Here is a 26503-nt window from a genome sequence, read left to right on the forward strand (position 1 = left end):
GAACCCTCACTTCATGCCTCCCTAGTCGCTCGACCGGATGCGGCGGGTCAGGACGAAGTTGATGGCGGCGATGATCACGGTGATCAGGAACAGGGTCCACGCGATCGCCGCTCCATAGCCGTACCGCCCGTTGGTCCAGAACTGTTGGTACAGATACAAGACAATCGTCTGGAACTGCCGTTCCGAGCCGCCGTTGTTGTTGCGGGTGGTGTCGAACAGGAACGGTTCGGCGAACAGTTGCAGCGCTCCGATGGTCGAGACGATGACGGTGAAGATGATCGTCGGCCGCAGGCTCGGAACCGTGATGTGCCAGAACTGCTGCCACTTGCTCGCCCCGTCGATCGACGCCGACTCGTACAGGTCGTACGGGATTGTCTGCATCGCCGCCAGATAGATCAGGGCGTTGTAGCCCGTCCAGTGCCACATGACCATCACCGACACCGCGATCCACGACGACCAGCTGTCCGCCCGCCAGTCGACCGGACTGTCCACAAAGGGCTGTAGCAGCCAGTTCAACAGGCCGAAGTCGCGGGCGAACATCTGGTTGAAGATCAGCGCCACGGCCGCGACCGACGTCACGTACGGGACCAGGACTCCCATCCGCAGCACCAGCCGCCCCCGCAGGCGGTAGTTCAGCAGGTGCGCGATGCCCAGTGCCAGCAGCAGCTGTGGAACCGTCGACACCAGCCCGATGCCCAAGGTGTTGATCAGCGCGTTGTGGAAGTTCTCGTCGGTGAGCAGGGTTCGGTAGTTGTCCAGGCCCACCGACACGTCCGCGCTGCCGGGCTTGCGCGGGCTCCACGCCGTGGTCGAGATGATCGCCGTGTAGGCCAGGGGGAACAGGCCGAACACGGCGAACAGCAGGAAGAACGGCGATATGTACAGGTACGGCGAGACCGTCAGGTCGAGCCGGTGGAGTCGGGACCGCCACGGCAGGCGGTCCCGACTCCGCTGGACCCCCCGTGTCATCCCGCGGCGGCCTTGATGTCGCCCAGCGTCTTGCGCCAGGCCTCGTTCGGGTCGGTGCCCTGTTCGACGCTGTTCAGGGCGGCGGCGAAGATGTTGCCGATGACGCCGCTCTCCGGGCCCGTCACCTGCGCGGGCGCCTTCTCCAGCGACTCCGGGAAAATGGTCCCGGCGGGTGCGTTGCTGAAGAACGGCGAGGTGAACCCCGCGACCTCCTTGTCCTTCCAGGTGCTCTGCTGACTCGGGAAGTTGCCGATCGCCTTGAACAGCTTGACGGCCTGTTCGGGCGCGGTCAGCCACTTCGCCAGCTCGACGGCGGCCTTGGTGTTCTTGCCCTGGCTGGGAACCGTGACGTAGGAGCCGCCCCAGTTGCCGGAGCCGCCAGGAATCTTCGCGATGTCCCACTTGCCGCTGGTCTCCGCGGCGTTGCCCTGGATGTAGCCCATCATCCAGGCGGGGCAGGTGATCGTGGCGAACTGGCCACGCTGGAACCCGGTGTTCCACTCGGGGGAGAACTCCGGCAGCGCCGCGGACTGGCCCGCCTGGATCGCCTTGACCGTCAGGTCCCAAGCCTTGCGCACGGCGGGATTGTTCTCGGCGATGAGCTTGCCTTCGGCGTCGTAGAAGGTTTCCTTCTCGTTGCCCAGGATGCCGGTGAAGACATGCCCGCCCGCGTCGAACCACTTCACGCCTTGCGGCGCCTTCGAGCCGAAGCGGGTCCCGGTGGCGATGTAGTCCTCCCACGTCGGCCACAGCGCCGACACGGCCGCACGGTCGGTCGGCAGGCCCGCCGCGGCGAACAGGTCGGTCCGGTAGCACATGGCAAGGCCGCCGATGTCGGTCGGCAGCCCGATCAACGCCTTGCCGTCCGCTGTGGACGCCCGGGCGATGACCGCGTCCGTCCACTGTGAACTGTCGACGCCGTGGTCGCGGAAGTTGACGAACTTGTCCGGCTGGCCGATGTACCCGGCGACCTGCCCGACCTCGATGACCTCGATGTCGGCGGCGCCGCTGCCCGCGGTGAGGCGGGCCTGGATGTTCTGGTGGTGGGTGCCGAAGTCGCCGCGGTTCTCCACGATCGTGACGCCGGGATGGGTCCGCTCGTACTCGTCGTAGATGGACCTGTCGTTCGGTAAGGAGAAGTTGTCACCGAAGACGTTGACCGTGAGGGTGACGGGACCGGACTGGGCGGGCTCGCCACTGTCGCCGCACGCCGTGAGCGCCAGAGCGCCCACGGCGAGCGTCGCGACAACGGCCAGGCTCGGCCGCCGTGCGTTGTGCATGGTGTCTCCTGTTACTGCTGGATGGGGATTCCGTCGGTGCCGCACACATAGCCGGCCTTGATGCAGTTGTCGACCCGGCGCTGCAGCTCGCCGGGATCCCAGGCGTTGAGGAAGTCGCCGTGGAAGGTGTAGCCCGGCGCGGTGGTGACGTTGACGCCGTTCCGCGTCCCCGCAAGGGAAAGCCCGCCGCCGCTGACCGGGTAGGTGATCAGGAACTCCAGCCTGGGCACCACCACGGGGTGGCTGCCCGGGCAGACTCCCGCTACCGCGAACGCCATGTGGTCACGGTGGTTGGGGGAGTCCAGCCGGGACCCGTCCCAGCAGGTCGGGAAGTCGAGGTAGTTCTCCAACTTCGACCCGGCAGGGCAGGACCGGAAGTCCCGGCTGGACTCCGGGTACCCGACGCACGACCAGCGCGCGGCGGGGTTCTGATCCGGACTGGTCGCCAGTGCGTTGCCGATCACGTAGCGCAGCCCCTGCGGGTGGGCGACCGCGCGGGTGTGGTCGGTGATGCCCTGGTAGTAGATCGTCACGCGCTCCGGCGCGATCGGTGTCCCGTTCTGGTAGAGGGTCGGCACCCAGTAGGCGGACTTGTCCGACACCGGGTCGCAGTTCGTACCGCCCAGCCGGAGCGATTGCAGCGTCGAATGGGCGTCGGTCGTGGTGTTCCCGAAGAACTCGTGGATATGGGAGACACCGGTCCGGCCGGGGAAGACGATCGGGTCGTTCCCGGCCCGGTGGCTGCTGCGGCACTCGGCGCGGAACTCCGAGCCGCGCACCGGAGCGGCCTGCTGGGCGACCATCGCGGCCGCTTGGTCGGCGTTCGGAGCGCCGCCGTGTCCACTGTGGTCAATCGTCTCGGCGTTGCCGATCACCGCGGTGGTAAGGCATGCGGCGAGCGCGAGGCCGACGGTGACCTTGAGCAGTCGGGTGGCCATGGCTCACTTCCCGAAGGTGAACCAGTTCAGGTTGACGAAGTCAGCGGGCTGGCCGCTGGCGAACGTCACGTACACGTCGTGGACGCCGGTGACACCGCTGATGTTGGCCGGTATCGTCCGCCAGCTCTGCCAGCCGCCGGTGTTGGCGATGGCGAAGCTGCCGATGGGCGGGTTGGTCCGGCTGTCCAACCGGACTTCCACCAGCCCGCTCACCCCACCCGCGGCACCGGACGCGGCCCGCGCCACGAACTGTGTCGCCGGTGAGCCGGAGCCGAAGTCGATGCCCCGGTACAGGGCCCAGTCGCCGTTGCCGATCGCGCCGAGGTGACCGCCGCCGCCGGTGTCCTGCGCGGTGTAGACGCTCATGCCGGACTGCTGCTGGAACGCCTCCGCCTGGATCGTGCCGTAGGCGTTGCCCCCGCCGGGCGGTGGAGTCGTGGTCGGCGGAGTGGTGGTCGGCGGGGGAGTGGTGGTCGTGGGCGGCGCGCCGCCGCTGGTCCACACGGCGACGTAGTCGACGACCATCGGGTGTCCGGGAACCGTCGCCCCGGTCGGGGTGGCGTGTCCCGCGACGCCGTCCGGGAAGGCGCCGCCGATCGCGACGTTGAGCAGGATGAAGTAGCCCGCGTGCGTGGTCATGTTCCGCCACGCGTCGGCGGGCATCTGGTTCTGGCTCACCGAATGGAACTGCTGCCCGTCGACGTACCAGCGCAGCTGGTTCGGCGAGACGCTCTGGTCCCACTCGAAACGGTAGGTGTGGAACGCCGACTGGCAGGACGCGCCAGGACACACCCGGCTCGCGCCGAGGCCGTTCGTCTCGTTGCACGGGCCGCCCGGGTTGACTCCACAGTGGAGCACGCCCCACACGGAGTTGATCCCGTTGACGTTCTCCATGATGTCGAACTCGCCGATACCGGGCCAGTTCCAGTAGTTCCCGCGATACGGCGACCCCAGCGCCCAGAACGCGGGCCAGTACCCGAGGGCGGCCTGACCGGTGACGTTGGGCATCTGGACCCGGCCCTCGATGCGCAGGATGCCGCCCGCCGGGGCCTTGAAGTCGCCGCGGTGGGTCTCCAGCCGGGCCGACGTCCAGTTCCCGGCGGCGTCCCGCCGGGGCGTGATCCGCAGGTTCCCGGCGCCGTCGAGGCTGACGTTGTTGGGGTTGTTGGTGTGCGCTGCGATCTCGCCGGTGCCCCAGTTGCCTGGGCCGCCCGGGTAGCCGTGACCGAGATCGAAGATCCAGTTCGCCGAGGACGGCAGTTGTCCGGCGGCGCCGTTGAAGTCGTCGCTCCACTGCAGCGTCCACCCGGCAGGGGTCGGGGGGACGGCGGCTTGAGCGGAGACGGTCAGGGGGACTACGACGGCCAGGGCCGCGACGGCGGCGCCGAGCGCGAAGCGGCCGCGGCGGGGTGGGGAGAGGGAGAAGACGGGCATGGGCGGTGACCTCCAAGTCACGGGCAGGGAAACCCATGTTGCGGTGCACAACAAATCTTGCCGAGCTGATGAAAGCGCTCTCACGACCGATTGTCAACGGCTCGATACGCATCGGTAAAAAGTGATCGGGAGCGCGCCTGCCCCTTGTGAAACAAAGCGACAAATTTGTATCATCGCCACATGGATGCCACCGAACTGCCGGGACCGGGCTCGCTGCATTGGCGCTACGGGGGTGACCGGCGCGGCTACTTGCTGCTGGTCAGGGCCGGTTTGCTGCAGCTGATGCACCCGGGACTCGGGGCCGGGGTCGAGCAGCACTCGGACTTCTTCAGCGAACCCTGGCAGCGCGTGCTGCGTTCGGTGCCGCAGATCCAGGGCACCACGTTCGACTGGCCCGAAGGCGGTGCCACGGCACGCAAGATCCGGGACTACCACACCGAGATCAAGGGGATCGATCAGCAGGGCAGGCGCTATCACGCGCTCGATCCCGAGGTGTACTTCTGGGCGCACGCGACGATCTTCGACGCGCTGTTCCAGTCGATCGACATGTTCGGCAAGCCGCTGAGCGAGGCGGACAAGGACCGGCTCTACGCCGAGGGGTGCGACATCTACCGGGCGTACGGCGTCAGCGACCGGGTCATGCCGCCGGACTGGCCGTCGTTCCAGGAGTACTTCGACCGGATGTGCCGGGAACGGCTGGAGATCACTCCGGCGGCCCAGGCGCTGATCGACTTCAGCAAGAACCCGCCGAAGGAGTTCCCGCTGGTGCCCGCGCCGATCTACCGGGCCGTGCGCAAGCCCAGCGGGAAGCTGCTGTGGTGGCTGGCGGTGGGCACCCTGCCCGTCTCCGTCCGCGACCACATCGGCGAGCCCTGGAGCGAGGCCGACCAACGCAGGTTCGACCGCGTGCGCCGGGTGATCAGCTCCGGCTGGCCGGTCCTGCCCTCGCCGCTGCGGCACACGGTGCGGGCGCGGGAGGGGTATCGGCGGACCGGGTCGGGCCCGGTGACCGCCAGTAGGCTCACGGTGTGACCTCGCCGGATTCCGCCAGCCTGCTCGACCTCGTCACCGCCGCGACCGACACCGACGCGGTGGGCGAGACGATCCTCGACGCCGCCCTGGCCGAGATGCTCGACTTCGGCCTGCGCCGCACCAACGTCGAGGTCGTCGCGAAGCGGGCCGGGGTGTCGCGGGCGACGGTGTACCGGCGGTTCGAGACGAAAGACGCGCTCGTCCAAGCGGTGCTCGTGCGGGAGAGCCGGCGGTTCTACACCGAGATCGCGGAGGCGGTCGCGGCCCTGCCGACCGTGGCCGAACGGCTCGTCGAGGGTTTCGTCGTCGGCGTGCGCCACGCCCGCACCGAGCCGCTGATGAACCGGCTGCTGGCCACCGACCCGGAGGCGCTGCTGCCGTACCTCACCACCCACGGGTACGCGGTCGTCGCGGCGTCCCGGGATTTCCTTGTGTGGCAGGGAGAACAGGTGGCGGGGAAGCTGCAGCCGGTGGAGAACCGCGACCCGGCGGGAGTCGCGGAGATCTTCGTGCGGCTCGCGATCTCGTTCACCCTGACCCCGCAAACCTGCATCCCGTTCGACACCGACGACGACATCCGGCGGTTCGCGACCAGCTACCTCGCGGTCCTCATGCGGGAGTTCGACGCCTGAGCGGTGGCGCTGACGGCCGTGGCGAACCGCGCGACCTGACCGGTCAGGGTGCCGTTGTGCACCAGTTCGATCCGGTGGACCGCTCGGGGCACGGAGATCGGGACCGCGGCCGTGGTGATCGCGCTCGCGGGAAGCACCGCGAGCCCGAGGCCGGCGGCGACCAAGGCGAGCAAACCGGTCACGTCACAACCCTCGTAGCGCAGGCACGCACGGAAACCGTCGGTGGTGGCGGAGACCCGCAACCGGGCGAGCGGGATGGCCGCGTCGGGCGCGTCGATCCACCTCGCGTCGGCGAGGTCGGTCAGCCGCAGCGCACTGCGCCCGGCGAGGGGGTGGTCCGTGGGCAGCGCGACCGCCAGCGGCTGCTCGACCACCGCCCGGGTGGTCAGGGGGCTGATGTCGGTGAGGTGCAGTGGATCGCTGGGTGCGGCCATTCCGTCGACCAACGCGACGTCCGCGGTTCCCCTGGCGACCGAGGCGATCGCCTCCTCCCGGCCGACGACCCGCACGGTCAGCCCGCGGAGGGCGTGAGCGGCGGCGGCGAGGCTCGGCGGCGCCGCCAGCGGTGACATCGCGACGGTGACCTCATCCGCGGCCACGGAGGAGAGTCGGGCGAGGTCCGCCCGGGCGGCCTCCAGCCGCAGGAGCAGCGGTTCGGCGTGGTCGAGCAGTCGTAGGCCGACCGTCGTTGGGGCGACCGGTCGCCGGGTGAAGAGCTTGGCGCCGAGATCGCCTTCGAGCACGGAGATCTGCTGCGACACCGCGGACTGTGTGTAGCCGAGCTCGTGCGCCGCCGCGGAAAACGAGCCCAGCCGGGCGACCGTGACGAAGGTGCGGAGAAGATGGGGGTCCACGAGATCAGTATTGCTTATGGACGGACCATTAATCATCGTTGGTGCTGAAGCCTGCCGTCCGCCACGATCGACGCATGGCAGCAACCTCGACAACGACCCGCCTCGCCCTGGTGGGCGACCGGTCGCCCGCGGTGCGGGCGCACGTGCGCCTTCCCGGCCTGATCGGCGCGTTGGCCGAGCATGATGGGCTGGTCGTCGACGCCTACTGGATCCCTACGGAGGACGCGGCGCACGCGGGTGCCCTCGATGGCTTCGACGCGATCTGGCTCGTTCCCGGAAGCCCGTACCAGGATGAGGCGGGGGCGATCGCCGCGGTCCGGGCGGCTCGCGAGGGTGGGATCCCGTTTCTCGGCACGTGCGGGGGATTCCAGCTCGCGATGCTCGAGTTCGCCCGCACGGTCTGCGGCTTGGTCGACGCGGAACACGCCGAGGAACACCCGGAGGCCGAACAGGCGGTCATCGTGCCGCTCGCCTGCTCGCTGGTCGGACACGACAGCGTGGTCCAGGTGGAACGCGGCTCGCTGGCGGAGCGCGCTCTCGGCGCGCGGCGCACGATCGAGCGCTACTTCTGTTCCTACGGACTCGATCCCGCATATGTCGACACCCTGCGGGCCGCGGGTCTGCGGTTCAGCGGAGCGGACGAGACCGGCGACGTCCGCATCGCCGAACTGCCCGGCCACCCGTTCTTCCTCGCCACGCTCTTCCAGCCCGAACTCGCCGACGGTCCGCGCGCCCACCCGGTGGTCCGAGCGTTCGCGACGGCCGCCGTGGACCGCCTGGGCGGGCGTTGACCACCGCCGGTTCCGGCGCACTGGGGGTGTGTCGGAACCGGCGGTCCACTCTCGGGTGCGTGTGGTTGGCTACGAAGCCATGTCCGGGGCAAGAGTCGCACCGCGGATCCGGAAGTCCCGGGCGACCGCGGTGATCGCCGCACCCACCTCTTCGCTATCCCGGCCGCGGAACCGGAACCGACCACCCACGTGCTCGTAGTAGGCGTCCGCAGCGGGAAGGATCTCGCCCTCCCGCAGAACTACCTCGGCGTACAGGCCGGGGACCGTGCCGAGCATCGGTGTGGCCAGGTGGATCCGACAGGGCCGCTCAGCGGGCGCGGGCACGATCAGCCACCCGCCCACTTCCTCGCCGAGCGGCGGCCCAGCCGCAGGCGACTCGCCAAGCGCGATACGGAAGGCGGCCTCGTTCAAGTCGTAGCCGTGGACTTCCCGCCACAGGAAGGGAATCTCCGCACCACCCGCCCGCGCCCCGACTTCCAGGAATCGGAGTTCGTCGCCATCGACGAACACCTCCAAGTGGAAGACCACCGGCTTGGTGGTGAGCGCGCCCAGCACACGTTGGGCGAACTTGCCTATGCCGCAGTGGTCCTCGACCTCCACCGACCCGAGGGGCGTGCCGGTGCGAAACTCGAGACACGTCCGCAGATAGCGTGACACCCGCACAGCGGTGATCTCGCGTCCGTCGAACACACCGTCCACATGGTGCACGTCGCCCGAACTGAACGCCTGCACCAACATCCCGCCCACCTCCGCGGGCAGGTCCGCGGGCTCGGCCACCACGACCACGCCCTCGCTCGAACTGCTCGCACGCGGTTTGAGCACCACCGGCCAGCCGTGCGACGCGGCGAAAGCGTGCACGTCGGCGGGTTCGGAGACCGCGGCGAAGGCGGGCACCTCGACGCCCGCCTCCGCCACCGCCTGGGACATGACGAGCTTGTCGCGGAACAGGTTCGTCTCGGCGACCGTCGGACCGGGGCATCCCCACTCGGCGCGCAACTGTGCGGCGACAAGCAGATCGTCCTCTTTCAGCGCCACAATGCCCACGGGAGCGCCGAAGCGGGCAGCGAGGCCGCGGACCTCGGCCCGCACCGCGGGGAGGTCGTCGGTCTCGGGCACGACGACGACCTCCCTGGCGGTCGGTGGCACGGCGTCGATCCCCACGTCGGTGGTGACATAGGTGACGTCGTACCGGTCGTGGTCGAGATAGCGGGCGTAGTCCGCGTACCGGTCCCGCCACCTGTGCAGCACCACGACATGTTGTGTCATGGCTGGGCGACCCGGTAGAAGCCGTGCCCGTCGAGGTAGTTCACCGCGCGGAAGTCGTCGGCGACGACCTGGGCGACCGGGTGCGCGAGGCCGATCATCATCGGCTCCGTGCAGTCGTCCACCGTCTTCGCCAACGGCTGCCCTGGCTGCACACCCATGTGCACCTTGTGGAAACTGGGCAGCTGCCGCACCTGGTCCAGCAGCGGGTACGACTCCAGGACGCCCTCGACCGGCGAGGTCAGAAACGCCATCACCACGTGCTGGTCGACCCGGTGCGGCCGCTGGTACTCCGCGACGAACCGCTCCGGCTCCAGGTAGGCGTCGACCGCCCACTCCAGCTGCGACTCGCCGCCCGCGATCTTCGCGTAGTGGGCGGCACCCGCGCCGCACAGCCGGATCCCGGCCTCGACCAGGCACGGGCCGTCCTGGGTCATCATGATCTCGAGGTGCGCGGGCCCGTAGTCGACACCGAGTGCGGCGAGCACGGCAAATGCGTACTCGACAACCTCTGGCTGCTCGTCCACAGGAGCCGAGAACACACCGCTGTGCCGGTCCACCACGCCGTTGACCGTCATCTTCGCGTAGCGCCAGATGTCGGTGACCCGGTGCTTGCCCGCGCAGCTCACCGTGTTGACGGCGAATTCGGTGCCGGTCAGGTACTCCTGCGCGACCACGCCCTCGTTGCGCACGGCGAAGATGTTCGTGCGGCCCGAGATCGCCCGGAACGCGTCGACGGACTCGCCCGGGGTGTCGCAGAACGTGACGCCGTCATTGCCCGCGCTGCGAATCGGCTTGACGACCACCCGACCGCCGAACGAGGAGTGCCACGCGCGCAGCTGTTCCTCGTCGCTGACAAGGAGTTGCCGCGTGCTGCGCAGGCCCGCCGCCCGCAACGTCTCGTTCTGGGCGAACTTGTTGCGCCGGGCCTCGCTGTGCCGGGTCCCGTTGGTCACCAGGCCCAGCGCCGCGCTGAGCTGGTCGGCGAGTTCGACCCCGGTCTCGCCGCCGGTGATCACGATGTCCGGCCGGTGCTTGGCCACCGCGTCCCTGGTCGCGTCGAAGTCGCCCTCGTGGACGATGTTGTCGGCGAACTGGGCCAGGTCCGGGTGGCTGCCGTAGACCGGCGGCGCGTCGACGGTGCTCTGCACTCGCACGACCGTCGCGCCCGCGGCGATGAACGCCTCGGCCAAGGCGAGCGTCGGCGCGTAGACGTCAACCATGGCAATGGTCTTGCTCACGTTCAGATCCCTTCGCAGCGGCGCAGGACCGCAAGGAGTCGGTCGATCTCGTCGGGTGTGTTGTAGGCGTGCAGGCTCACCCGGACCGCGCGGTCGGTGTTGTCGCGGCCCGCCTGGCAGTGGCTGTCCGCGCGGACCATGATCCCTTCGTCGGCCAGCACGAATCCGAGGTCGTCCGACCGGACCTTGCGGTGCCGGAACGTCACGATCCCTTCCCGGCGCTGCACTTCGGACTCGGCGGTCAGGCTCTGCTGGCAGCCGAGGACCGACACGTCGGCCATCCGGCTCAGGCCGTCGGTGAGGCGGACCCCGAGGGCCGTCGTCCACTCGCGGATGTTGGCGGGCCCTACGGTGTCGAGCCAGTCGAACGCGGCCTGCAGGCTGACGATGCCCGCGGTGTTCGGCGTTCCCGCCCAGCCACCGAGTTCGAACCGCGGACCACGCTTGTTGCGCGCCCACACCGCGCCGACTCCGGTCAGCGCGAGCATCTTGTGTCCGGAGAACACGACGAAGTCGACGTCGAGGTCGGCGACGGACACCGGCCCGTGGCCCACGCTCTGCGCCGCGTCCAGGCAGATCGGGACGTCCGGCCCGACGACGGCACGGATCCGGTGCACGTTCATGTTCGCGCCGTACACGTGGTGGACATGGGTCGCGGCCACGAACTTGGTGCGCTCGTTGACGATGGCGGGCAGGGCGCGGTGGTCGTAGTCCCCGGACAGGGGATCCACCGGCATCGCCCGCACGGCGATCCGCACTCCCTGCTTGGCCAGGGCGTCCCGAACCTCGAGCCATGGCGTCAGGTTCGCCTGGTGGTCGCCGAAGGGGACGATGATCTCGTCGCCGTCGGTCAGCAGCCCCGGCAGCCAGTCCATCGCCACCGACCGCAGCCCGTGGCTGGTCCCGCTGACGAACTCCACGGACGACTCGAGGTCGTCATCGCCCAACGCCCGCTTGATCCGCTCCCGGACGGCGGCGACCCTGGCCCCGGTGCTGTTCGCCCACGGGTAGGACCCCCGCCCGACGTTCGCGTTCGTCGTGGAGAGGAACTCGGTGACAGCGTCGAGCACGGCCCTCGGCTTCTGCGCGGTGGCCGCACTGTCCAGATAGGCCAGTCCCGGATTCGCTGTCAGGATGGGAAAGTCCTCGCGCACCGCGAGCTGCCAGTCGCGCAGGCGGTCCAGCGGTGAGCTGTGAGTCAAGGTCGACATGGTTCGTCCCCCTCAGTCCCGCACCAGGGGCGCGCTCGCGTCGCGCCAAGCGACCACGCCGCCGCGCAGGCTGCGCACATCCTTGTGGCCCATGCGGGTCAGCAGGGCGGCGTACCGCGCGGACTTCTCACCGACCGGGCACACCAGCAGCACCGGCTTGCTCGCGCCGAACGGGAGGCCGCCGTGCACCAGCTCGTCGAAGAGCTCGTCGACGATGTTCACCGAGTCCTCGATGTGCAGCGCCGCATAGGCGAACGACCCACGCAGGTCCACGATGAGCGGGCGGGACTCGGCGATCCACTGCCGCGCCTGCGCGACGTCGACCGTCTTGGCCGCGGCGACCTCGGTCTCGGTCAGCGAGGCGACGGAATTGGCGCGGGCGGGCTGGTTGAGCAGCTCGGGTCGGCGCTGGCGGACGTAGCTCATGTAGCTCTCGACGCGGTCGCACACGATGAAGACCGCGGTCTTGCGCTCGGTGAGCGACTCGTCGATCGTCTTGAGGTAGCGGACGGCGCCGAAGTAGGCGGCGCCGCCGGTGGGTCCGCCGAGCATGCCGCACCGGCGGTTCAGCGTGAGCATCCCGTCGATGGCCTCCTGCGCGGTGACCGACTCGATGGTGTCGTAGGTGTTCGGGTCGAACAGGCCGACCTCGTTGACCTCATCGATGTTGCGGATACCGGGGATGAAGTCGGACTTGTTCGCGACCAGGCCGACGATGTCCACCCCGGGGTTGTTCTCCCGCAAGGCCGCCGCCACACCCGAGGACGAGCCCGCCGTGCCGACGCAGGCGATGAAGTGGTCCGGGCCGCGCCCGTCCAGGTCCTTGATGATCTCCGGCCCGGTGCCGCCGTGGTGCGCGTCCATGTTCAGCGGGTTGAAGTACTGGTCGGTGTGCAGGTAGCCGCTGCCCTCCTCGGAGAGCATCCGGTACATCCGGGTGAGCGGGTCCTCGGTGTCGGTGGGGTCCAGGCACTCCGTCTGGCCGGGCAGTTCCTCGATCTGGGCGCCCAGCAGCAGTAAGAGGTCCTTGATCTCCGGCACCTTCATGCGGTTCGTGACGCTCTTGAACGGCAGGCCGTTCATGGCGGCGATGACCGCGAGCGCCTTCGCGGTGTTGCCGCTGGAGAGCTCCACGATCGAGTCGCCCCGCTCGACGGCCGCGGCCAGACCCGCCCGCGCCATATTCCAGGCGGGCCGGTCCTTGACCGAACCGAACGGATTCAGCATCTCCATCTTGGCGTAGAGGTCGATGTTGCGTAGACCGTGTACCTCGGGCGCCACGCGCACCAATGGCGTGTCACCGATGACCTCGGTAATGCTGTCGTATTTCATGCTCGGCTGCCCTTCGTCGGCCAGTACTCTTCGTCGAGACACCATTGCCACGTTCCCTGGTCCCGGAACATCGCGACCTTGCGGGCGATCGGCTGCATCAGCGCGTGGTCGGCCGCGAAATCCATGAAGTATCCGGCGGTGTTCGGGAATACGAGCAGATCGCCTGGTGCGGGCGAATGGGGCAGGAATACTTTCCTGCGGGTGATCAAATCGTCTTCCAGGCATAGGTTGCCGGACAGATAGACACCGGTGGGCTGATCAGTCCCGGCCGTTCCGGCGGCCTTGATCAGGATTGGGTCCATCATGACCGCGTGCTCTTCCATGCTGATGTCGCGCGAATTCGCGCCGATCCGAACCAGCACGTCGCCGGACAATGTCCGGCGCACCTCCTCGACCTTCGCCAGGGTCATGCCGCACTGGTCGACCAGGGCACGGCCCGGTTCGACGTGCAGGTCGTAGAGGTTCTCCAGCAGCAGCGTCGCCAGCGGCCTGCGCAGCGACGGCGCCTCCCGGGACAGCAGTTCGTCGAGGTAGCGCTCGCCGGCCACCGGCCGGTGACTCGGGTACAGCCCCAGGGCGCCGCGCAGCGTCCCCGCCTCGGCTCGCAGTCCGTAGCCGTGGTTCTGCCAGGTCAGCGCAGGGCGGGTACCGAGCACGGCGTTGCTCAGCTCGGTGGTGTAGCGCTCCCAGTCGGCCTGCTCGGCTAGGTAGTTCGCGCCGTAGCCGCCACCGATGTCCACCGCGGTCGGAGTGAAGCCGCGCTGGACGCACTCCCGCATCGCGTGCAGGCAGCCCTCCAGCGCGAGCGCCTTCTCCGGCAGCCCGTTGGTGTCGAGGTGGTAGGCCACCCCGACCAGGTCGAAGGTGTCGCGGTGCTTCTCCACGACGTCGAGCAGGTCGCCGATCTGCCGCACGTGCGAGCCGAACCGGCTCGGCCTGCTGAGCACGGTCACCCCGGTGGACTCGAACGCCGACAGCCGCAGCATGACGCGCACCCGAGGCAGCGGGTGCCGGGCCGTCAGCTCGCCGAGTTGGACGAGCTCCTCCCGGGAATCGACGTTGACCAGCGCGCCACAGCGCGCGGCCAGCCACAGGAACTCCGTGTTCTTCGGCCCGGTCGCCATGATCCGGTCACCGGAGAAGCCCGCGGCGAGCACGTGCCGCAGCTCCTCCAGCGAGGCGACGTCGACGCCGGTCTCGCTCGCCGCGAGCTCCCGGATCAGCGCGGTCGACCGGTTCGCCTTGTGTGCGAAATACACCTCCCCGGTCAGGTGGTGTTTCCGGTATACCTCCCGGTATTTCTCGGAGTTGTCGACGATCTGGTGTGGCACCAGCACGTTGAGTGGTGAACCGAGCGCGTCGACCATGCGGGACAGCATCTCGGTTTCGCCGATGATTTCCCGCACGGATTCGCCCAAGCGCGCCCGCAAGTACAAGTCCGTAGACAAACAAAGCCCCCTGTTCGAACACCACGTGATCAGACCTCGGCGGCTGCCGCGCATCGCGCAGGCGGTCTATTCGGCCCCCCGAAAACAACCGTCTCGCCAAGTCATCCGAAATCTAGCACGACTCGACCAGGCGGGGAGCGGATTACGCCGAATGTCCCGTCATTCGCGACCGGGACTGGTCCGGTCAGTCGAATCGATTCCATATCCTGATAGGCGCACATATGCATTTGTTTATATGTCGTGTGCCGTGCCTTGGGTAAACGTTATTCGTCCGGCCGAAGAATGCGCGATGGACCGGACTTTCGCTGCCGGGAGGCAGGGAAGGCCGGTCCACCGCCCGCTCGCGTCAGCCCACGTGCTCGGTCTCCGGGGTGACCTGCTCCTTCGACGGCATCTCACGCAGTCGCGGGATGCGCGAGAGCAGCACCGGCACCGCGGCGAGCAGGAAGGCGAAGGCCGCCACCCAGAGACCCGCGCGCAGTCCGAGCGCGCCGCCGATCACGCCGCCCGCGATGGCGCCGGTCGTGCCGATGCCCCACATCAGGGTGCGCATGCCCGCGGTCATCCGGCCCATCAGCTCCTGCGGCGTGACCGCCTGCCGCAGGCTGACACCGGCCACATTGGACACCGCCAGGCCCGCGCGCATCAGGAAGAACCCGGTTGTCACGGTGATGACGACCAGCAGGTCCGGGCCCGTCACCGCGGGGATGAGCAAGGGCCCGCCGTAGCCGATGACCACCGCGACCAGGTAGACCCGGCCGAACGGGTACCGCTTCACCAGGGTGGCGGCGAACGAGGCGCCGAGCAGGCCGCCGACGGCGCTCATGGCGACGATCAGGCCGATCAGCCCGGGGCCGAAGTGCAGGTCGCGGACGGCGTAGATGACGAACAGCGTCTCGACGAACATGTAGCAGAAGTTGAACGCGGCCCCGGTGACCGCGAGCACGCGCAGGTACTTCTGCCGCACGATGAAGCTGATGCCCTCGGCGATCTCCTTGCCGATGTGCCGCTTCGCCGACGGCCGCACGTCCTCGGGCACCCGGATGGACCACAGGCAGGCGACCGAGACGAGGTAGGAGAAGGCGTTGGCGACCAGCGCGAACGGCGCGGTGAACACCTGCACGAGCAGGCCGCCGAGGCCGGGGCCCGCGAACTCGGCGGCGGACGAACTGGCCGCCACCCGGCCGTTCGCCGAGACCAGGTGCTCCTGGCTGACGATGACGGGCACGTAGGACAGCCAGCACACCTCGAAGAGCACCGTGCACACGCCGATGCCGAGCACGATGGCCGCCAGGAGCGGCAGGGTCAGCGCGTCCATGACGGCCAGGAGTGGGACCAGGCCGACGAGTGCCGCCCGGATGGCGTTCGCGTAGATCATCAGCGGCCGCTTCGGCCTGCGGTCGGCGAGCACGCCGAACGGCAGCGCCAGGAACAGGAACGGCAGGAAGGCGAACGAGCGCAGCACCCCGAGTTCCTCGGGGGAGACCTGCAGAGCGAGGACGGCCGTGAGCGGCAGGGCCAGGTTGGTCACCTGGACGCCGAACAGCGAGACCGTCTCGCCTAACCAGAACCTGGTGAAGTTCTTGTTGTGCCGTAAGGAAGTAGCTGCTGTCGTCATCCCAACCTCACTCACCGGAGCCCCCGCGGGGCGAGCTTGTCGACGGAGGCTAACACGGACAATGACAACCATTGTCGCGTTTGCGAGAATCAATGGATCATCATGGGGGTGCTTATTGAAAACGGTTACCCTTAGCGCTAAGGTCACCGCCGCGATGACGGGATCGATGCCGGCGGGTGCCGGAGGGTGGGGAGTCAACATGCGTTTCAGGGGTGCGGCGACCGCGTTGGGTGGCGCCTTCGTCGCCGCCACGGTGGCCTTATCGGGCTGCGCGACGGGCGGACCGGCCACCGCGCAAGGCGAGCGGGCGGGCGGCGATCGGCCGCAGGTGAACGCCCAGCCGCGGTCCGCGCTGCGCGACGGGGGTGACCTGCGCGTCCCGATCGACGCGCTGCCCACCAACTACAACCCCAAGCAGGTCAACGGCGCCCGGGTGGTGAACTACCAGATCGCCGAGGCGATCCTGCCGACCGCGTTCGTCGACGGTGCCGACGGGGTGCCGGTGCTGAACCGGAACTTCTTCGACAAGGCCGAGATCGTCGCCACCGCGCCGCAGGTCGTCCGCTACACCATCGCCGCCGACGCGGTGTGGAGCAACGGAAGGCCGCTCAGCTGGGAGGATCTGCGGGGGCACTGGCGCGCGCTCAAGGGCGAGGACACCCGCTACGAGGTCAACAACCACGTCGGGTACCAGGACGTGGCGAGCGTGGAGCGCGGCGCATCCGACAAGGAGGCGGTCCTCACCTTCACCCGCCCGTACGCCGACTGGCCGGGCCTGTTCCGGCCGCTGGTGCCCAAGGAGCTGACCGAGAGCCCCGAGGTGTTCAACAAGGGCTGGCTCACCGGACCGACGGTGACCTCGGGCCCGTTCGAGCTCGCGGCCATCGACGCCACCGCCAAGACGATCACCTTGCGGCGCAACGCCAAGTGGTGGCGTGAGCAGCCGCCGCTGGACCGGGTGATCTTCCGGGTGCTCGCCCCGGCCGCGCGGGCCGACGAACTGGCCAACCGCGGCATCGACATCTACCCGATCGGCGCGGACCTCGACCTGTTCACCCGGGCGTCGAACATTCCCGGTGTGGAGATCCGCCAGGCCACGGAGCGGCGGGCGGGCCAGCTGACGTTCAACGGCGGTGAAGGCGCGCTGCTGAGCGACGAGGCGCTGCGCACGACCATCGCCAGGGGCATCGATCCCCAGGCGGTCACCACGGTGCTCGTCGGCCCGATGGTGCGCGGGGCGAAGGCCGTGGGCAACCACGTCCTCCCGCCCGGATACGCGGGCTACAAGGACAATTCGAGTGTCGCCCCGTTCGACGCGAACGCGGCCAAGGCCAAGCTCGACGAGCTCGGCTGGAAGCTGGAAGGCAAGTTCCGGGCCAAGGGCGGCAAACCGTTGAGCCTGCGGTTCGTGGTCGCGGCCACGCCCACCGGGCGCACGGTATCCGGCTTGATCGCCGAGCAGCTCGCGGCCATCGGCGTCGAGGCGAAGGTCGAGAGCGTGCCCGCCGAGCGCTTCCACGACACGTACCTGCTGCCGGGCAACTTCGACCTCATCGCCTTCGACTGGACCAAGTCGCCGTACCCGATCTCGCATGACCGTCCGGTGTTCCAGCAGCCGGTCGGCACGAAGTACGGCAACAACTTCGGCCGAGTCCACATCCCGGGGATCGAGGCGCTCTACGACCGGGCCATCGCCGAACTGGACCCGGCCAAGCGCGACGCGCTGGCCAACGAGATCGACGTGTTGGCCTGGCGGCACGCCCACCACCTGCCCCTCTACCCGGAGTCCGGCGCGTACGCGGTGCGCAAGGACCTCGCCAACTACGGCGCTCGCGGTCTGGGCGCCTATGGATTCGCCACGGCCGGATTCCTTAAGTGACCGTCGTCGACGACGACCAGGACACTCGCGCTCGCGCGCCTGCCGTGGTCGCGGCGCGCAAGCGCGAGTGGCCGCAGGGCCGGATGGGCGGGCGACTGGTCATCCGCCTGTCCGGCTGGCTCGCGCTGTGCGTGGCGGCGACCTTCCTGACCTACGCCGTCGCCTCGTTGAGCTTCGACCCGCTCGCCGAACTGCGCTCGACGCAGCCTCCGACGCCCCAGGCCGTCCTTGACGCGCGGGCGTCGGCGCTGGGGCTCGATCAGCCGATCCCGCTGCGCTTCCTTGGGTGGCTGTCCGGGGCGGTCACCGGCGACTTCGGGGTGACCGTGGCGGGCAACGACATCGCCGACGAGGTGTGGCGGCGGGCGGGCACCAGCCTGCGCCTGTTCGTCCCCGGCAGCGTGCTGGCCGTTGTCTTCGGTATCGCGTTCGGCATTTGGGGCGCGGTGCGCGCGGGGCGGATCTCGGACCGGGTCTCGATGGTCACGTCACTGGTCCTGCTGGCCATCCCGGTGTTCGTGCTCGGCACCGTCCTCAAACTGTTGTGGCTGCCCGTCAACGACGCCGCGGGCACCGACCTGCTCCCGTTCTCCGGGGAGACCACGCCCGGTGCCGACCTGTCCGGCTGGGCCGCTTTCGGCGACCGGGTGCGGCACCTGGTGCTGCCCACGATCACCATCGCGTTGCCGCAGATCGCCTTCTACAGCCGCTACCAGCGCGCGGCCATGCTGGAGGTGCTGCACAGCGACTTCCTCCGCGCGGCGCGGGCCAAGGGGCTTCGCCGCGGCCAGGCCGTGCTGTGGCACGGCCTGCGCATGGCGCTGATCCCGATGACCGCGCTGGTCGCGTTCAGCTTCGGGCTGCACCTGGCGGGTGGTGTCTTCACCGAGCGGATCTTCGGCTGGCACGGCCTTGGCGACTGGATGCTGGCGAGCATCCACGACCAGGACGCCATGGTGGTGGCCACGACGACCCTGCTGATGGCGGTGCTCGTGGTCGTCGTCGGCTGGATCGCCGACCTGGCCTTGGTGCTGCTCGACCCACGCGTGCGCGGGGGACGCTCATGACGCTGGTACCTGTGGACCGCGGCCCCCTTCGGACCGCGGCACTCGGCGCGGGTGTGCTCGTCCTGCTCGCGGCCGCGGCGGTCATCGGCCCTGCCTTGTCCCCTTATGGCTATGCGCAACAGGATTTGACCGCGTTGTTCGCGCCGCCGTCGGCTGACCATCCACTTGGGACGGCTCGGCTCGGCGAGGACGTCCTCACGCAGTGCCTGCGGGGGCTGCAGAAGTCCCTGGTGATCGGGCTGTTGGCGGCGCTCGTGACCACCGTGCTCTCAGCGGTCGTCGGCACCCTGGCGGGCTACCTCGGCGGGCGGGTCGACCGAGTGCTGATGGCCGCGGTCGACATCCTGCTCGTGCTGCCCCCGATCCTCATCGTCGCGGTGATCTCCCCGGCCCTGCGCGGACAGTCCTGGCTCTTGCTCGTCGTGCTCATCGCGGGGTTCCAGTGGATGCTGACCGCGCGGGTGGTCCGTGCCCGCGCGCGCAGCCTGCGGTCGGCGGACTTCGTCGCCGCCGCGGAGTACATGGGTGCTTCCGTCGGGCGCGTGGTGTTCCGGCACCTGCTGCCGCAGATGGCGCCGCTGCTGATCATCGACTGCACGATGAACGTCGCCACGGCGGTCCTGGCCGAGGCGGGCCTGAGCTACTTCGGTTTCGGCGTCCAGGCACCCGACATCTCGCTGGGCACGCTGGTGTCCGTCGGCAGTGGATCGGCGCTCACCTTCCCCTGGGTGTTCCTCGCCCCGGTCGGTTTCCTCGCGGCGACCGTGATCGGTGTCGGCCTGCTCGGCGAAGGACTGCGCGGCGGCCACGACGAGAAGAGGAACCCATGAGTGCCCTGCTGGAGATCAGCGGCCTCACCGTCACGTTCCGACACCGCGCGGGGGAGACGGTCGCGGTGGACGACCTGAGCCTGACCGTGGACCGGGGGGAGACCGTCGCGATCGTCGGCGAGTCCGGGTCCGGCAAGTCGGCCACCGCCAACGCGATCATGGGTCTGCTTCCGGGCGCCGCGGCGGTCCGCGGCTCGGTCCTGCTGTCCGGGAACGAGCTACTCGGCCTGCGTGATCGCGAAATGTCGGCGATCCGCGGCAACCGGGTCGCCTTGGTCGCCCAGGACCCGCTCGCCGCGCTGACCCCGGTCGTCAGCGTCGGCGCCCAGATCGCCGAGGCCATCACGATCCACCAGCCGAACGTCGGCAGGCGGGCCGCGTTCACCCGAGCGGTCGAGCTGTTGGAGCTGGTCGGCATCGCCGAACCGCACCGGCAGGCCACCGCGCTGCCCCACGAGTTCTCCGGCGGCATGCGCCAACGCGCCGCCATCGCCATGGCGATGGCCAACGAACCCGATCTCATCATCGCCGACGAGCCGACCAGCGCGCTCGACGTGACCATCCAAGCCCAGATCCTCGACCTGCTCGAGGACGTCCGGACCATCACCGGAACGGCATTGCTGCTGATCACCCACGATCTGGGCGTGGTCGCACGGGCCTGCGACCGGGTGGCCGTGATGCACCACGGCAAGCTCGTCGAGCACGGCGAGGTGGCCACCGTCTTCGACCACCCGCGCAGCGATCAGCTGCGCGCGATGCTCACCACCGACCTCACGCCCCGGCCCACCCAGGAAGTATCCGACCGACGCGAGCTGGTCCTGCGGATCGATGGCCTGCGCAGGCACTTCCCGATGCGCACTGGCCTGACCCGGCGCGGAACCCGGACGCTGCGTGCCGTCGACGGGGTGACCCTCGACCTGGCCGCCGGTGAAGCCATGGCCCTGCTTGGTGAATCGGGCTGCGGCAAGACGACCGTCCTGCGCGAGGTCCTTCGGCTGCGCAAGCCGATGGCGGGCACTGTCGAACTCCTCGGCCACGACCTGGCCACCCTGCGCTCCCGTCCGCGCGACGCGCTGCGCAGGGAGGTGCAAGTGGTGCTGCAGGACCCGACGGCGTCACTGAACCCGCGGATGACCGTGGCCGACCTGATCGCCGAACCGTTACGAATCCAGGGCGTCGCGAGACGCGAGTGCCGCGAGCGGGTCTCCGAGCTGATCGGTTTGGTCGACCTGCCAGGAGACAGTGCGGGGCGCGTTCCCGGGCAGCTGTCCGGCGGGCAGCGGCAACGGGTGGCGATCGCCAGGGCGTTGGCGCCTGGGCCTCGGCTGGTGTTGCTCGACGAGCCGGTGTCGGCGCTGGACACGGTCCTGCGGGCGGGGATCATGGACCTGTTGAACCAGTTGCGTGACCGGCTCGAGCTGGCCTTTCTGATGGTGTCCCATGACATCGCGCTGACCCGGCGGTCCGTGGAACGGGTGGCGGTGATGTATCTCGGGCGGATCGTGGACACGGGGCCTGCCGGTGCGGTGCTTGACGATCCGGTGCATCCGTACACGCGGGCGCTGGTGGCCGCCACGCCGTTGCTCGACGTTCGGGCCGAACGGGCTCGTGAGCGGTTGACCCTGGCGGGGGAGCTGCCCAGTGCGGTGGAGGCACTCGGCGGTTGCGCGTTTCGCGGTCGGTGCCCGGTGTTCGTGTCGCTATCGTCGTCCGATCGCGCTTTGTGCACGGAGGTGGAACCCGTGCTGGTGCCGGTCGGTGCGCAACAGGTCGCGTGCCACCACGTCGATCAGCTCTGAGGGGCCCGGCCGAAGCGCATGCGGAAGTCAAGCAGGGCGAAGGAGGCGAAGGGGCGCCTGCCGTCGAGGTAGCCCAGTGGACCGTTCGGGTCGATCTTCCAGGACGAACGGGCCGCCGCCAGCCGGCCGGTGACCTTGACCGGGCTCTTCTTCGGGCCTTCCTGGATGACCGAGAAGGCCGTGGGCAACCGGAACGGCAGCCTGCCAAGGACTTGGTAGTCCGCTTCCGCGATCGGGCCGTCGGCGGACCGGGCGCTCGCGGTGAAGCGCGGCCGGTGGGCCAGCTCGAATTCGGCGAGGTCCTTCGGGATGTTCCACAGCTCGCGCCCACCCGCGAGCGACACTGGGCTGTCGACCCAGATGTGGGTGATCGACGCCGCGAGGCCCGCGCGGACCGGCACCGTCGCCATGAGTTCGCGGTAGCTCAGCACCCCGCCCTCCTGGTAGTCCACCCAGGCCGTCACCACGAAGCCGCTGCCGCCCACCACGATCGGGCGCACCCCGGCGGGCAGGGCGGGCAACGCGGCGACAGGCAAACGCCAAGCCGAGATGTACGCCTGGCCGACCATCTCCCACGGCTGCGGCGGATAACTCTCCACAATGGACTCCTAAACCAGTCGCAGGGCGCCGGGGGCGGTGGCGGGGACGGTGGGGCGGACCGGGACGACCGGGTCGATCCGCCGGTATCCGGACCCGAGTTCGGGCCGTGGGTCCGGTTCGCCTTTGTTGGGCCAGAACGACATGGCCCGCTCGGCCTGCGCGGTGATCGTGAGCGACGGGTTGACGCCCAGGTTGGCCGTCACCGCCGAACCGTCCGCCACGTGCAGGCCCGGGTGACCGTAGACCCGCTGGTACGGGTCGACGACGCCGGTTGTCGCCGAGTCGCCGATCACGCAGCCGCCGATGTAGTGGGCGGTGGACGGAATGTTGACCACGTCCATGTACGTCCCGAGCGCGTCGCCGCCGATCTTGTCCGCGTAATGGCGGGCGGCCTCATGGCCGATCGGGAGCCAGGTCGGATTCGGATCGCCGCCGCCTTGCCGGGTCGAGAGGTGTTTGCCGAACAGGCCGCGCTTGCGGAACGACGTCAGCGAGTTGTCCAGTGACTGCATGACCAGCAGGATCACCGACCGCTCCGAAGCCTTGTGGAAACGCAGGGAGCGCAGGAACCGCAACGGGTGCAGCAGCACCATCAGCACGAAGCGGAGCAGCCGCATCCGGCCGCCGTCGACCATGGGTGCGGCGAGGGCGAACATGGCGTTCTGGCCGACGCCGTAATGGCAGACCTCGATGTGGGTGTCCGGCCGCGGGTGGATCGACGACGTGATCGCGATGCCCTGGGCGAAGTCGTCGCGGGTGCGGCTGGTCGCGGTGAGGATGGCCTCGGAGTTGGTGCGGGTCAGCTCGCCCAGGCGGTCGGAGATCCGGGGGAGGGTGCCGCTGTCCTTCATGGCGTGCAACAGCTTCTGCGTGCCCAACGCGGCGGCGGAGAACACCACCTGCTCGGCGGTGAACGTCCGGCGCTGCTTGCGCAGCAGCCTGCCCGAGCGGACGGCGGTGATCTCATAGCCACCGTCGACCGGCTTGACCTCGGTCACCGTGGTCATCGGGTGGACCTCCGCACCGCCCTGTTCGGCGAGGTAGAGGTAGTTCGTCGTCGTGGTGTTCTTCGCGCCGACCGGGCAGCCGGTGAAGCACCGGGCGCAGTGCGTGCAGCCGGTGCGTTCCGGTCCGACACCGCCGAAGTACGGGTCGGCCACCCGCTTGCCCTCCTCGCCGAAGAACACGCCGACCTGCGTCGGGTGGAACGTGTCCAGGACGTCCAGCTCCACCGCCACCTGCCGCAGCACGTCGTCGGCAGGCGTCATCCGCGGGTTGGTCGCCACGCCCAGCATCCGCTTGGCCTGGTCGTAGTACGGCGCGAGTTCGCTCTTCCAGTCGGTGATGTGCGACCACGACCGGTCGGTGTAGAAGTTCTCCAGCGGCTCGTAAAGCGTGTTGCCGTAGATCAGCGAGCCGCCGCCCACCCCGGAGGCGCTGAAGATCGCGCACTTGCCGACCACACTGACCCGCTGCGGACCGGTCAGTCCCAGCTTCGGCGCCCAGATGGAGTCGCGCAGGTGCCAGTTGGACTTCGGGAAATCCTTCGGCTCCCACCGCCTGCCCGACTCCAGGACCGCGACCCGGTATCCCTTCTCGGTCAGCCGCAACGCGCTGACACTGCCGCCGAAACCGGAACCGACGACCACCACGTCGTAGTCGAACGAGGGCATCCGTACCTGCTTTCCTCGGCTCACGCCGATTCCCACGCCGTGTGGTGGTAGTCCTCCGGGTCCAGTGTGCGCGTGGCCAGCCGGTACGCGCTCACCGTGCCCGGCCAGTTGTTGGTGATCCGCCCGGCCGCGGTGCGGTACCAGCTCGAACAGGTCGTCCACACGGACCGGGCGAGCCGGGCCTGGATCCTGCGGTCGTACCCCTCGGCGACGTCCGCCCGAACCTCCAAAGAGGACCGCCCGTCGAGCCGGAGCACCGCTTGGCGGATATAGCGTGCCTGCGACTCCAGCATGTAGACGATCGAGCCGACCCCGAGGTTCGTGTTCGGCCCGTACATCATGAACAGGTTGGGGAATCCCGGCACCGCCATGCCGAGGTAGGCGTGCGCGCCCTCGCTCCAGGTGTCGGCCAGCTTCTGCCCGTCGACGCCGTGGATGGCCATGGGCGCCAGGAACTCCGTCGCCTTGAAGCCCGTGCCGTAGACGATCACATCGGCCTCATGGACGACCCCGTCCGCGGTGCGGAGCCCTTCGGGGACGATCTCGGTGATCGCCGCGGTCTCCACGGACACGTTCGGCCTGCCCAGGGCGGGCAGGTAATCGCCGGAGAACAGGCCGCGCTTGCAGCCGGGTTCGTGGTCCGGGGCGAGCTTGGCGCGCAGCACCGGATCCGGCACCTGCCTGCGGAGCTGGAACCGGGACAGCGCCGCGACCGCCCGCCCCATCGGCTTGATGTCGACCAGCGCCAGCGAGAGCACCTCGCAGAGCAGCCAGAACGCGAACCGTTCCGCCTTCTGGGTGACGGGAAGCGCGCGGAACATCGCGCGCTGCCACGGCCGGTACTCGACCTGGGGGCGCGGCAGGATCCACGGCGCCGAACGCTGGAAGACCGTCAGCCGGGCCGCCTTGGGCTGGATCTCGGGGACGAACTGCACGGCGCTGGCACCGGTGCCGATCACGGCGACGCGCTTGCCGGTGAGGTCCACCGAGTGGTCCCAGGTCGCCGAGTGGAACGCGGGTCCGGCGAACGACTCGACGCCCGGGATGTTCGGCATGGCGGGCCGGGAGAGCTGGCCGGTGGCGGGCACGAGGACATCGGCGGTGATCCGCTCCCCGGCGGCGGTGTCGAGCTGCCAGCGGCCCTGGTCGAAGGTGGCGGCGGTGACCTCGACGCCGAAGCGGAGGTGCGGACCGAGGCCGTACTTGTCCACCACCCGCTTGAGGTAGTCCTGGATGTCGGGCTGCCGGGAGAACCGCGAGGGCCACGTGGGGTTCGGCTCGTAGGAGAACGAGTAGTAGGGCGAGGGGATGTCGCAGGCCGCGCCGGGGTAGGTGTTCTCCCGCCAGACGCCGCCGACCTCGGTGCCCTTCTCCAGGATGGTGAACGAGTCGATGCCCGCCCGCTTGAGCTCGATCGCCATGCCGATCCCGCCGAACCCGGTGCCGATGATCACGACCTGTGGCGTCTGCGTCATGTCCTCACGTTAGGGCTGGTCGCGGCCATCGGCTAAGAGAACCGCGGCCGAGAAATCGAGATTTTCGGCCATTCGGGGACGTTCTGATCCATACTTTCGGCCATGGTGGAGCTTGGGCGGCCCGTCGTCGCCGAATGGACCTTCCCGCGGGCGGCGGGCAGCGTGCTGCTGATGATCCGGTTCGCCGAGGACCATGGCGTCGCGGCGGCCGACGTGCTGCGCGGCAGCGCCCTCACCGAATCGGCCCTGGCCAGGCCGGACGCGCAGCTCGACGCCCACCAGGAACTCGCCGTCGTCCGCAACCTCGTCCGCCTGCTCGGGAAACGGCCCGCGCTCGGTGTGGAGGTCGGGTTCCGCTACCGGGTCACCACGTTCGGGATCTTCGGCTTCGCCTGTGTCAGCAGCCCCACCGTCCGGGACATGATCGCGTTCGCGCTGCGCTACTGGGACCTCAGCTTCGCCTTCTGCATCCCGGTCGTGCACGTCGACGGCGACGAGATCCGCTGGGAGCTGCACGACGACCGGGTCCCCGCCGACGTGCGCGCCTTCCTGGTCCAACGGGACATGTCGGCGATGTACAAGGTGATGAGCGACCTGCTGTCCGAACCGATCCGGCTGCGCTGGCTGGAGCTGGCGTTCCCCGAGCCGCCGGGCTGGCCCGACGAGGCGTTCGGCGTGCACCCGACGTTCGACGCGCCCGCCAACCTCGCCGCCGTCGACCTCAACCTCGACCAACCCCTCCCGCAGGGCGACGAGCACACCGTGGCGCTGTGCGAGGCGCAGTGCCGCGACCTCGTCGCCCGCAACCGGGCCCGAACCGGCGTCGCACGCGAGGTCCGGGACCGTCTCATCAAGGTGGGCGGCGCCGCCACCATGGACGAGGTCGCCCGCGCGCTCGCCCTGAGCCCACGCACCCTGCGCCGCAAGCTCGACGACGCGGGCACGAGCTACCGCGCGCTGCTCGACGAGGTCCGCGAGACGCTGGCCGAGGAGATGCTCGCGACCGGCGCCCTGTCGGTCCACGACGTGGCGCTGCGCCTCGGGTACGCCGAGGCGTCGAGCTTCATCTACGCGTTCAAGCGGTGGAAGGGCACGACTCCCGCGGCGTTTCTCCGTCGGTGAACCTGCGACTGGGTG

Annotated in this window: 22 protein-coding genes; 8 read left to right on the top strand and 14 right to left on the bottom strand. The window is 69.3% G+C overall.

The genetic code is table 11. From position 1 onward, the window contains the following. Positions 1–21 precede the first annotated feature (21 nt). From C8E96_RS23330 to C8E96_RS23345, 4 genes are read right to left on the bottom strand one after another with little or no spacing between them, the layout of a single operon-like run. Positions 22–969: a carbohydrate ABC transporter permease gene (locus tag C8E96_RS23330; protein ID WP_091367966.1), complete on the bottom strand. Its 948-nt coding sequence runs from the start codon at positions 967–969 to the stop codon at positions 22–24. Next, positions 966–2249, bottom strand: coding sequence for an ABC transporter substrate-binding protein (locus tag C8E96_RS23335; RefSeq protein ID WP_091367970.1), 1284 nt, complete (start codon positions 2247–2249; stop codon positions 966–968). Before C8E96_RS23335 ends, C8E96_RS23330 begins: the two co-directional genes overlap by 4 nt. Before the next feature lie 11 nt (positions 2250–2260). Beyond that, positions 2261–3187 carry a DUF1996 domain-containing protein gene (locus tag C8E96_RS23340; protein ID WP_091367974.1) on the bottom strand — a complete coding sequence of 309 codons (927 nt, stop codon included), beginning with the start codon at positions 3185–3187 and terminating at the stop codon, positions 2261–2263. A 3-nt stretch (positions 3188–3190) separates the two neighbouring features. Next, positions 3191–4621 carry a carbohydrate-binding protein gene (locus C8E96_RS23345; protein ID WP_091367978.1) on the bottom strand — a complete coding sequence of 477 codons (1431 nt, stop codon included), beginning with the start codon at positions 4619–4621 and terminating at the stop codon, positions 3191–3193. Positions 4622–4801: 180 nt separating this feature from the next. On the opposite strand from C8E96_RS23345, the gene C8E96_RS23350 reads away from it, so the two are divergent. Further along, positions 4802–5653: an oxygenase MpaB family protein gene (locus tag C8E96_RS23350; RefSeq protein WP_091367982.1), complete on the top strand. Its 852-nt coding sequence runs from the start codon at positions 4802–4804 to the stop codon at positions 5651–5653. After that, positions 5650–6285 carry a TetR/AcrR family transcriptional regulator gene (locus C8E96_RS23355; protein WP_228769556.1) on the top strand — a complete coding sequence of 212 codons (636 nt, stop codon included), beginning with the start codon at positions 5650–5652 and terminating at the stop codon, positions 6283–6285. The genes C8E96_RS23350 and C8E96_RS23355 overlap by 4 nt, the downstream gene beginning before the upstream one ends. Here the strand turns inward: C8E96_RS23355 and C8E96_RS23360 are convergent. Next, positions 6249–7139 carry a LysR family transcriptional regulator gene (locus C8E96_RS23360; RefSeq protein WP_228769557.1) on the bottom strand — a complete coding sequence of 297 codons (891 nt, stop codon included), beginning with the start codon at positions 7137–7139 and terminating at the stop codon, positions 6249–6251. The genes C8E96_RS23355 and C8E96_RS23360 overlap by 37 nt on opposite strands. Before the next feature lie 74 nt (positions 7140–7213). On the opposite strand from C8E96_RS23360, the gene C8E96_RS23365 reads away from it, so the two are divergent. Next, positions 7214–7930, top strand: coding sequence for a CTP synthase C-terminal region-related (seleno)protein (locus tag C8E96_RS23365; protein ID WP_091367990.1), 717 nt, complete (start codon positions 7214–7216; stop codon positions 7928–7930). Positions 7931–7999: 69 nt separating this feature from the next. On the opposite strand, the gene C8E96_RS23370 is transcribed toward C8E96_RS23365, so the two are convergent. The 6 genes from C8E96_RS23370 to C8E96_RS23395 form a co-directional block, all read right to left on the bottom strand. Then, positions 8000–9196, bottom strand: coding sequence for an ATP-grasp domain-containing protein (locus C8E96_RS23370; RefSeq protein ID WP_091367993.1), 1197 nt, complete (start codon positions 9194–9196; stop codon positions 8000–8002). Next, positions 9193–10434: an ATP-grasp domain-containing protein gene (locus tag C8E96_RS23375; protein WP_228769558.1), complete on the bottom strand. Its 1242-nt coding sequence runs from the start codon at positions 10432–10434 to the stop codon at positions 9193–9195. The genes C8E96_RS23370 and C8E96_RS23375 overlap by 4 nt, the downstream gene beginning before the upstream one ends. Positions 10435–10436: 2 nt before the next feature. Further along, complete coding sequence (locus C8E96_RS23380) at positions 10437–11645, bottom strand: aminotransferase class V-fold PLP-dependent enzyme (RefSeq protein WP_091367996.1); 1209 nt, start codon at positions 11643–11645, stop codon at positions 10437–10439. A 12-nt stretch (positions 11646–11657) separates the two neighbouring features. Next, positions 11658–12977, bottom strand: coding sequence for a pyridoxal-phosphate dependent enzyme (locus tag C8E96_RS23385; RefSeq protein WP_091368000.1), 1320 nt, complete (start codon positions 12975–12977; stop codon positions 11658–11660). Further along, positions 12974–14383 (bottom strand): Y4yA family PLP-dependent enzyme, encoded by a 1410-nt coding sequence (locus C8E96_RS23390; RefSeq protein WP_228769559.1) that lies wholly within the window; start codon positions 14381–14383, stop codon positions 12974–12976. The genes C8E96_RS23385 and C8E96_RS23390 overlap by 4 nt, the downstream gene beginning before the upstream one ends. A 388-nt stretch (positions 14384–14771) precedes the next feature. Then, positions 14772–16043 carry an MFS transporter gene (locus C8E96_RS23395; protein ID WP_166658087.1) on the bottom strand — a complete coding sequence of 424 codons (1272 nt, stop codon included), beginning with the start codon at positions 16041–16043 and terminating at the stop codon, positions 14772–14774. 199 nt (positions 16044–16242) lie between these two features. On the opposite strand from C8E96_RS23395, the gene C8E96_RS23400 reads away from it, so the two are divergent. From C8E96_RS23400 to C8E96_RS23415, 4 genes are read left to right on the top strand one after another with little or no spacing between them, the layout of a single operon-like run. After that, positions 16243–17922: an ABC transporter family substrate-binding protein gene (locus C8E96_RS23400; RefSeq protein WP_091368011.1), complete on the top strand. Its 1680-nt coding sequence runs from the start codon at positions 16243–16245 to the stop codon at positions 17920–17922. Beyond that, positions 17919–18989, top strand: coding sequence for an ABC transporter permease (locus C8E96_RS23405; RefSeq protein WP_228769560.1), 1071 nt, complete (start codon positions 17919–17921; stop codon positions 18987–18989). The genes C8E96_RS23400 and C8E96_RS23405 overlap by 4 nt, the downstream gene beginning before the upstream one ends. Then, positions 18986–19819 (top strand): ABC transporter permease, encoded by an 834-nt coding sequence (locus tag C8E96_RS23410; protein WP_091368014.1) that lies wholly within the window; start codon positions 18986–18988, stop codon positions 19817–19819. Before C8E96_RS23405 ends, C8E96_RS23410 begins: the two co-directional genes overlap by 4 nt. Beyond that, on the top strand, positions 19816–21618 hold the full coding sequence (locus C8E96_RS23415; RefSeq protein ID WP_091368016.1) for a dipeptide ABC transporter ATP-binding protein: 1803 nt from the start codon (positions 19816–19818) through the stop codon (positions 21616–21618). Before C8E96_RS23410 ends, C8E96_RS23415 begins: the two co-directional genes overlap by 4 nt. Here C8E96_RS23415 and C8E96_RS23420 read toward each other — a convergent pair. Genes C8E96_RS23420 through C8E96_RS23430 form a run of 3 tightly spaced genes read right to left on the bottom strand, consistent with a single transcriptional unit; the run spans position 21609 to position 25366 of the window. Continuing rightward, complete coding sequence (locus tag C8E96_RS23420; protein WP_228769561.1) at positions 21609–22217, bottom strand: acetoacetate decarboxylase family protein; 609 nt, start codon at positions 22215–22217, stop codon at positions 21609–21611. The two genes, C8E96_RS23415 and C8E96_RS23420, sit on opposite strands and share 10 nt — an antisense overlap. Before the next feature lie 9 nt (positions 22218–22226). Further along, a complete protein-coding gene (locus C8E96_RS23425; protein WP_091368022.1) occupies positions 22227–23891 on the bottom strand; it encodes a GMC oxidoreductase in 1665 nt (554 codons plus the stop codon). A gap of 20 nt (positions 23892–23911) precedes the next feature. Continuing rightward, positions 23912–25366 (bottom strand): flavin-containing monooxygenase, encoded by a 1455-nt coding sequence (locus C8E96_RS23430; protein WP_091368026.1) that lies wholly within the window; start codon positions 25364–25366, stop codon positions 23912–23914. A gap of 102 nt (positions 25367–25468) precedes the next feature. Here C8E96_RS23430 and C8E96_RS23435 point away from each other — a divergent pair, with 102 nt between their 5' ends. Next, entirely contained in the window at positions 25469–26488 is a 1020-nt protein-coding gene (locus tag C8E96_RS23435; RefSeq protein ID WP_091368029.1) for an AraC family transcriptional regulator, read from the top strand. Positions 26489–26503 lie beyond the last annotated feature (15 nt).

Origin of the sequence: Actinokineospora alba, from assembly GCF_004362515.1 — a bacterium.
GTDB lineage: Bacteria > Actinomycetota > Actinomycetes > Mycobacteriales > Pseudonocardiaceae > Actinokineospora > Actinokineospora alba.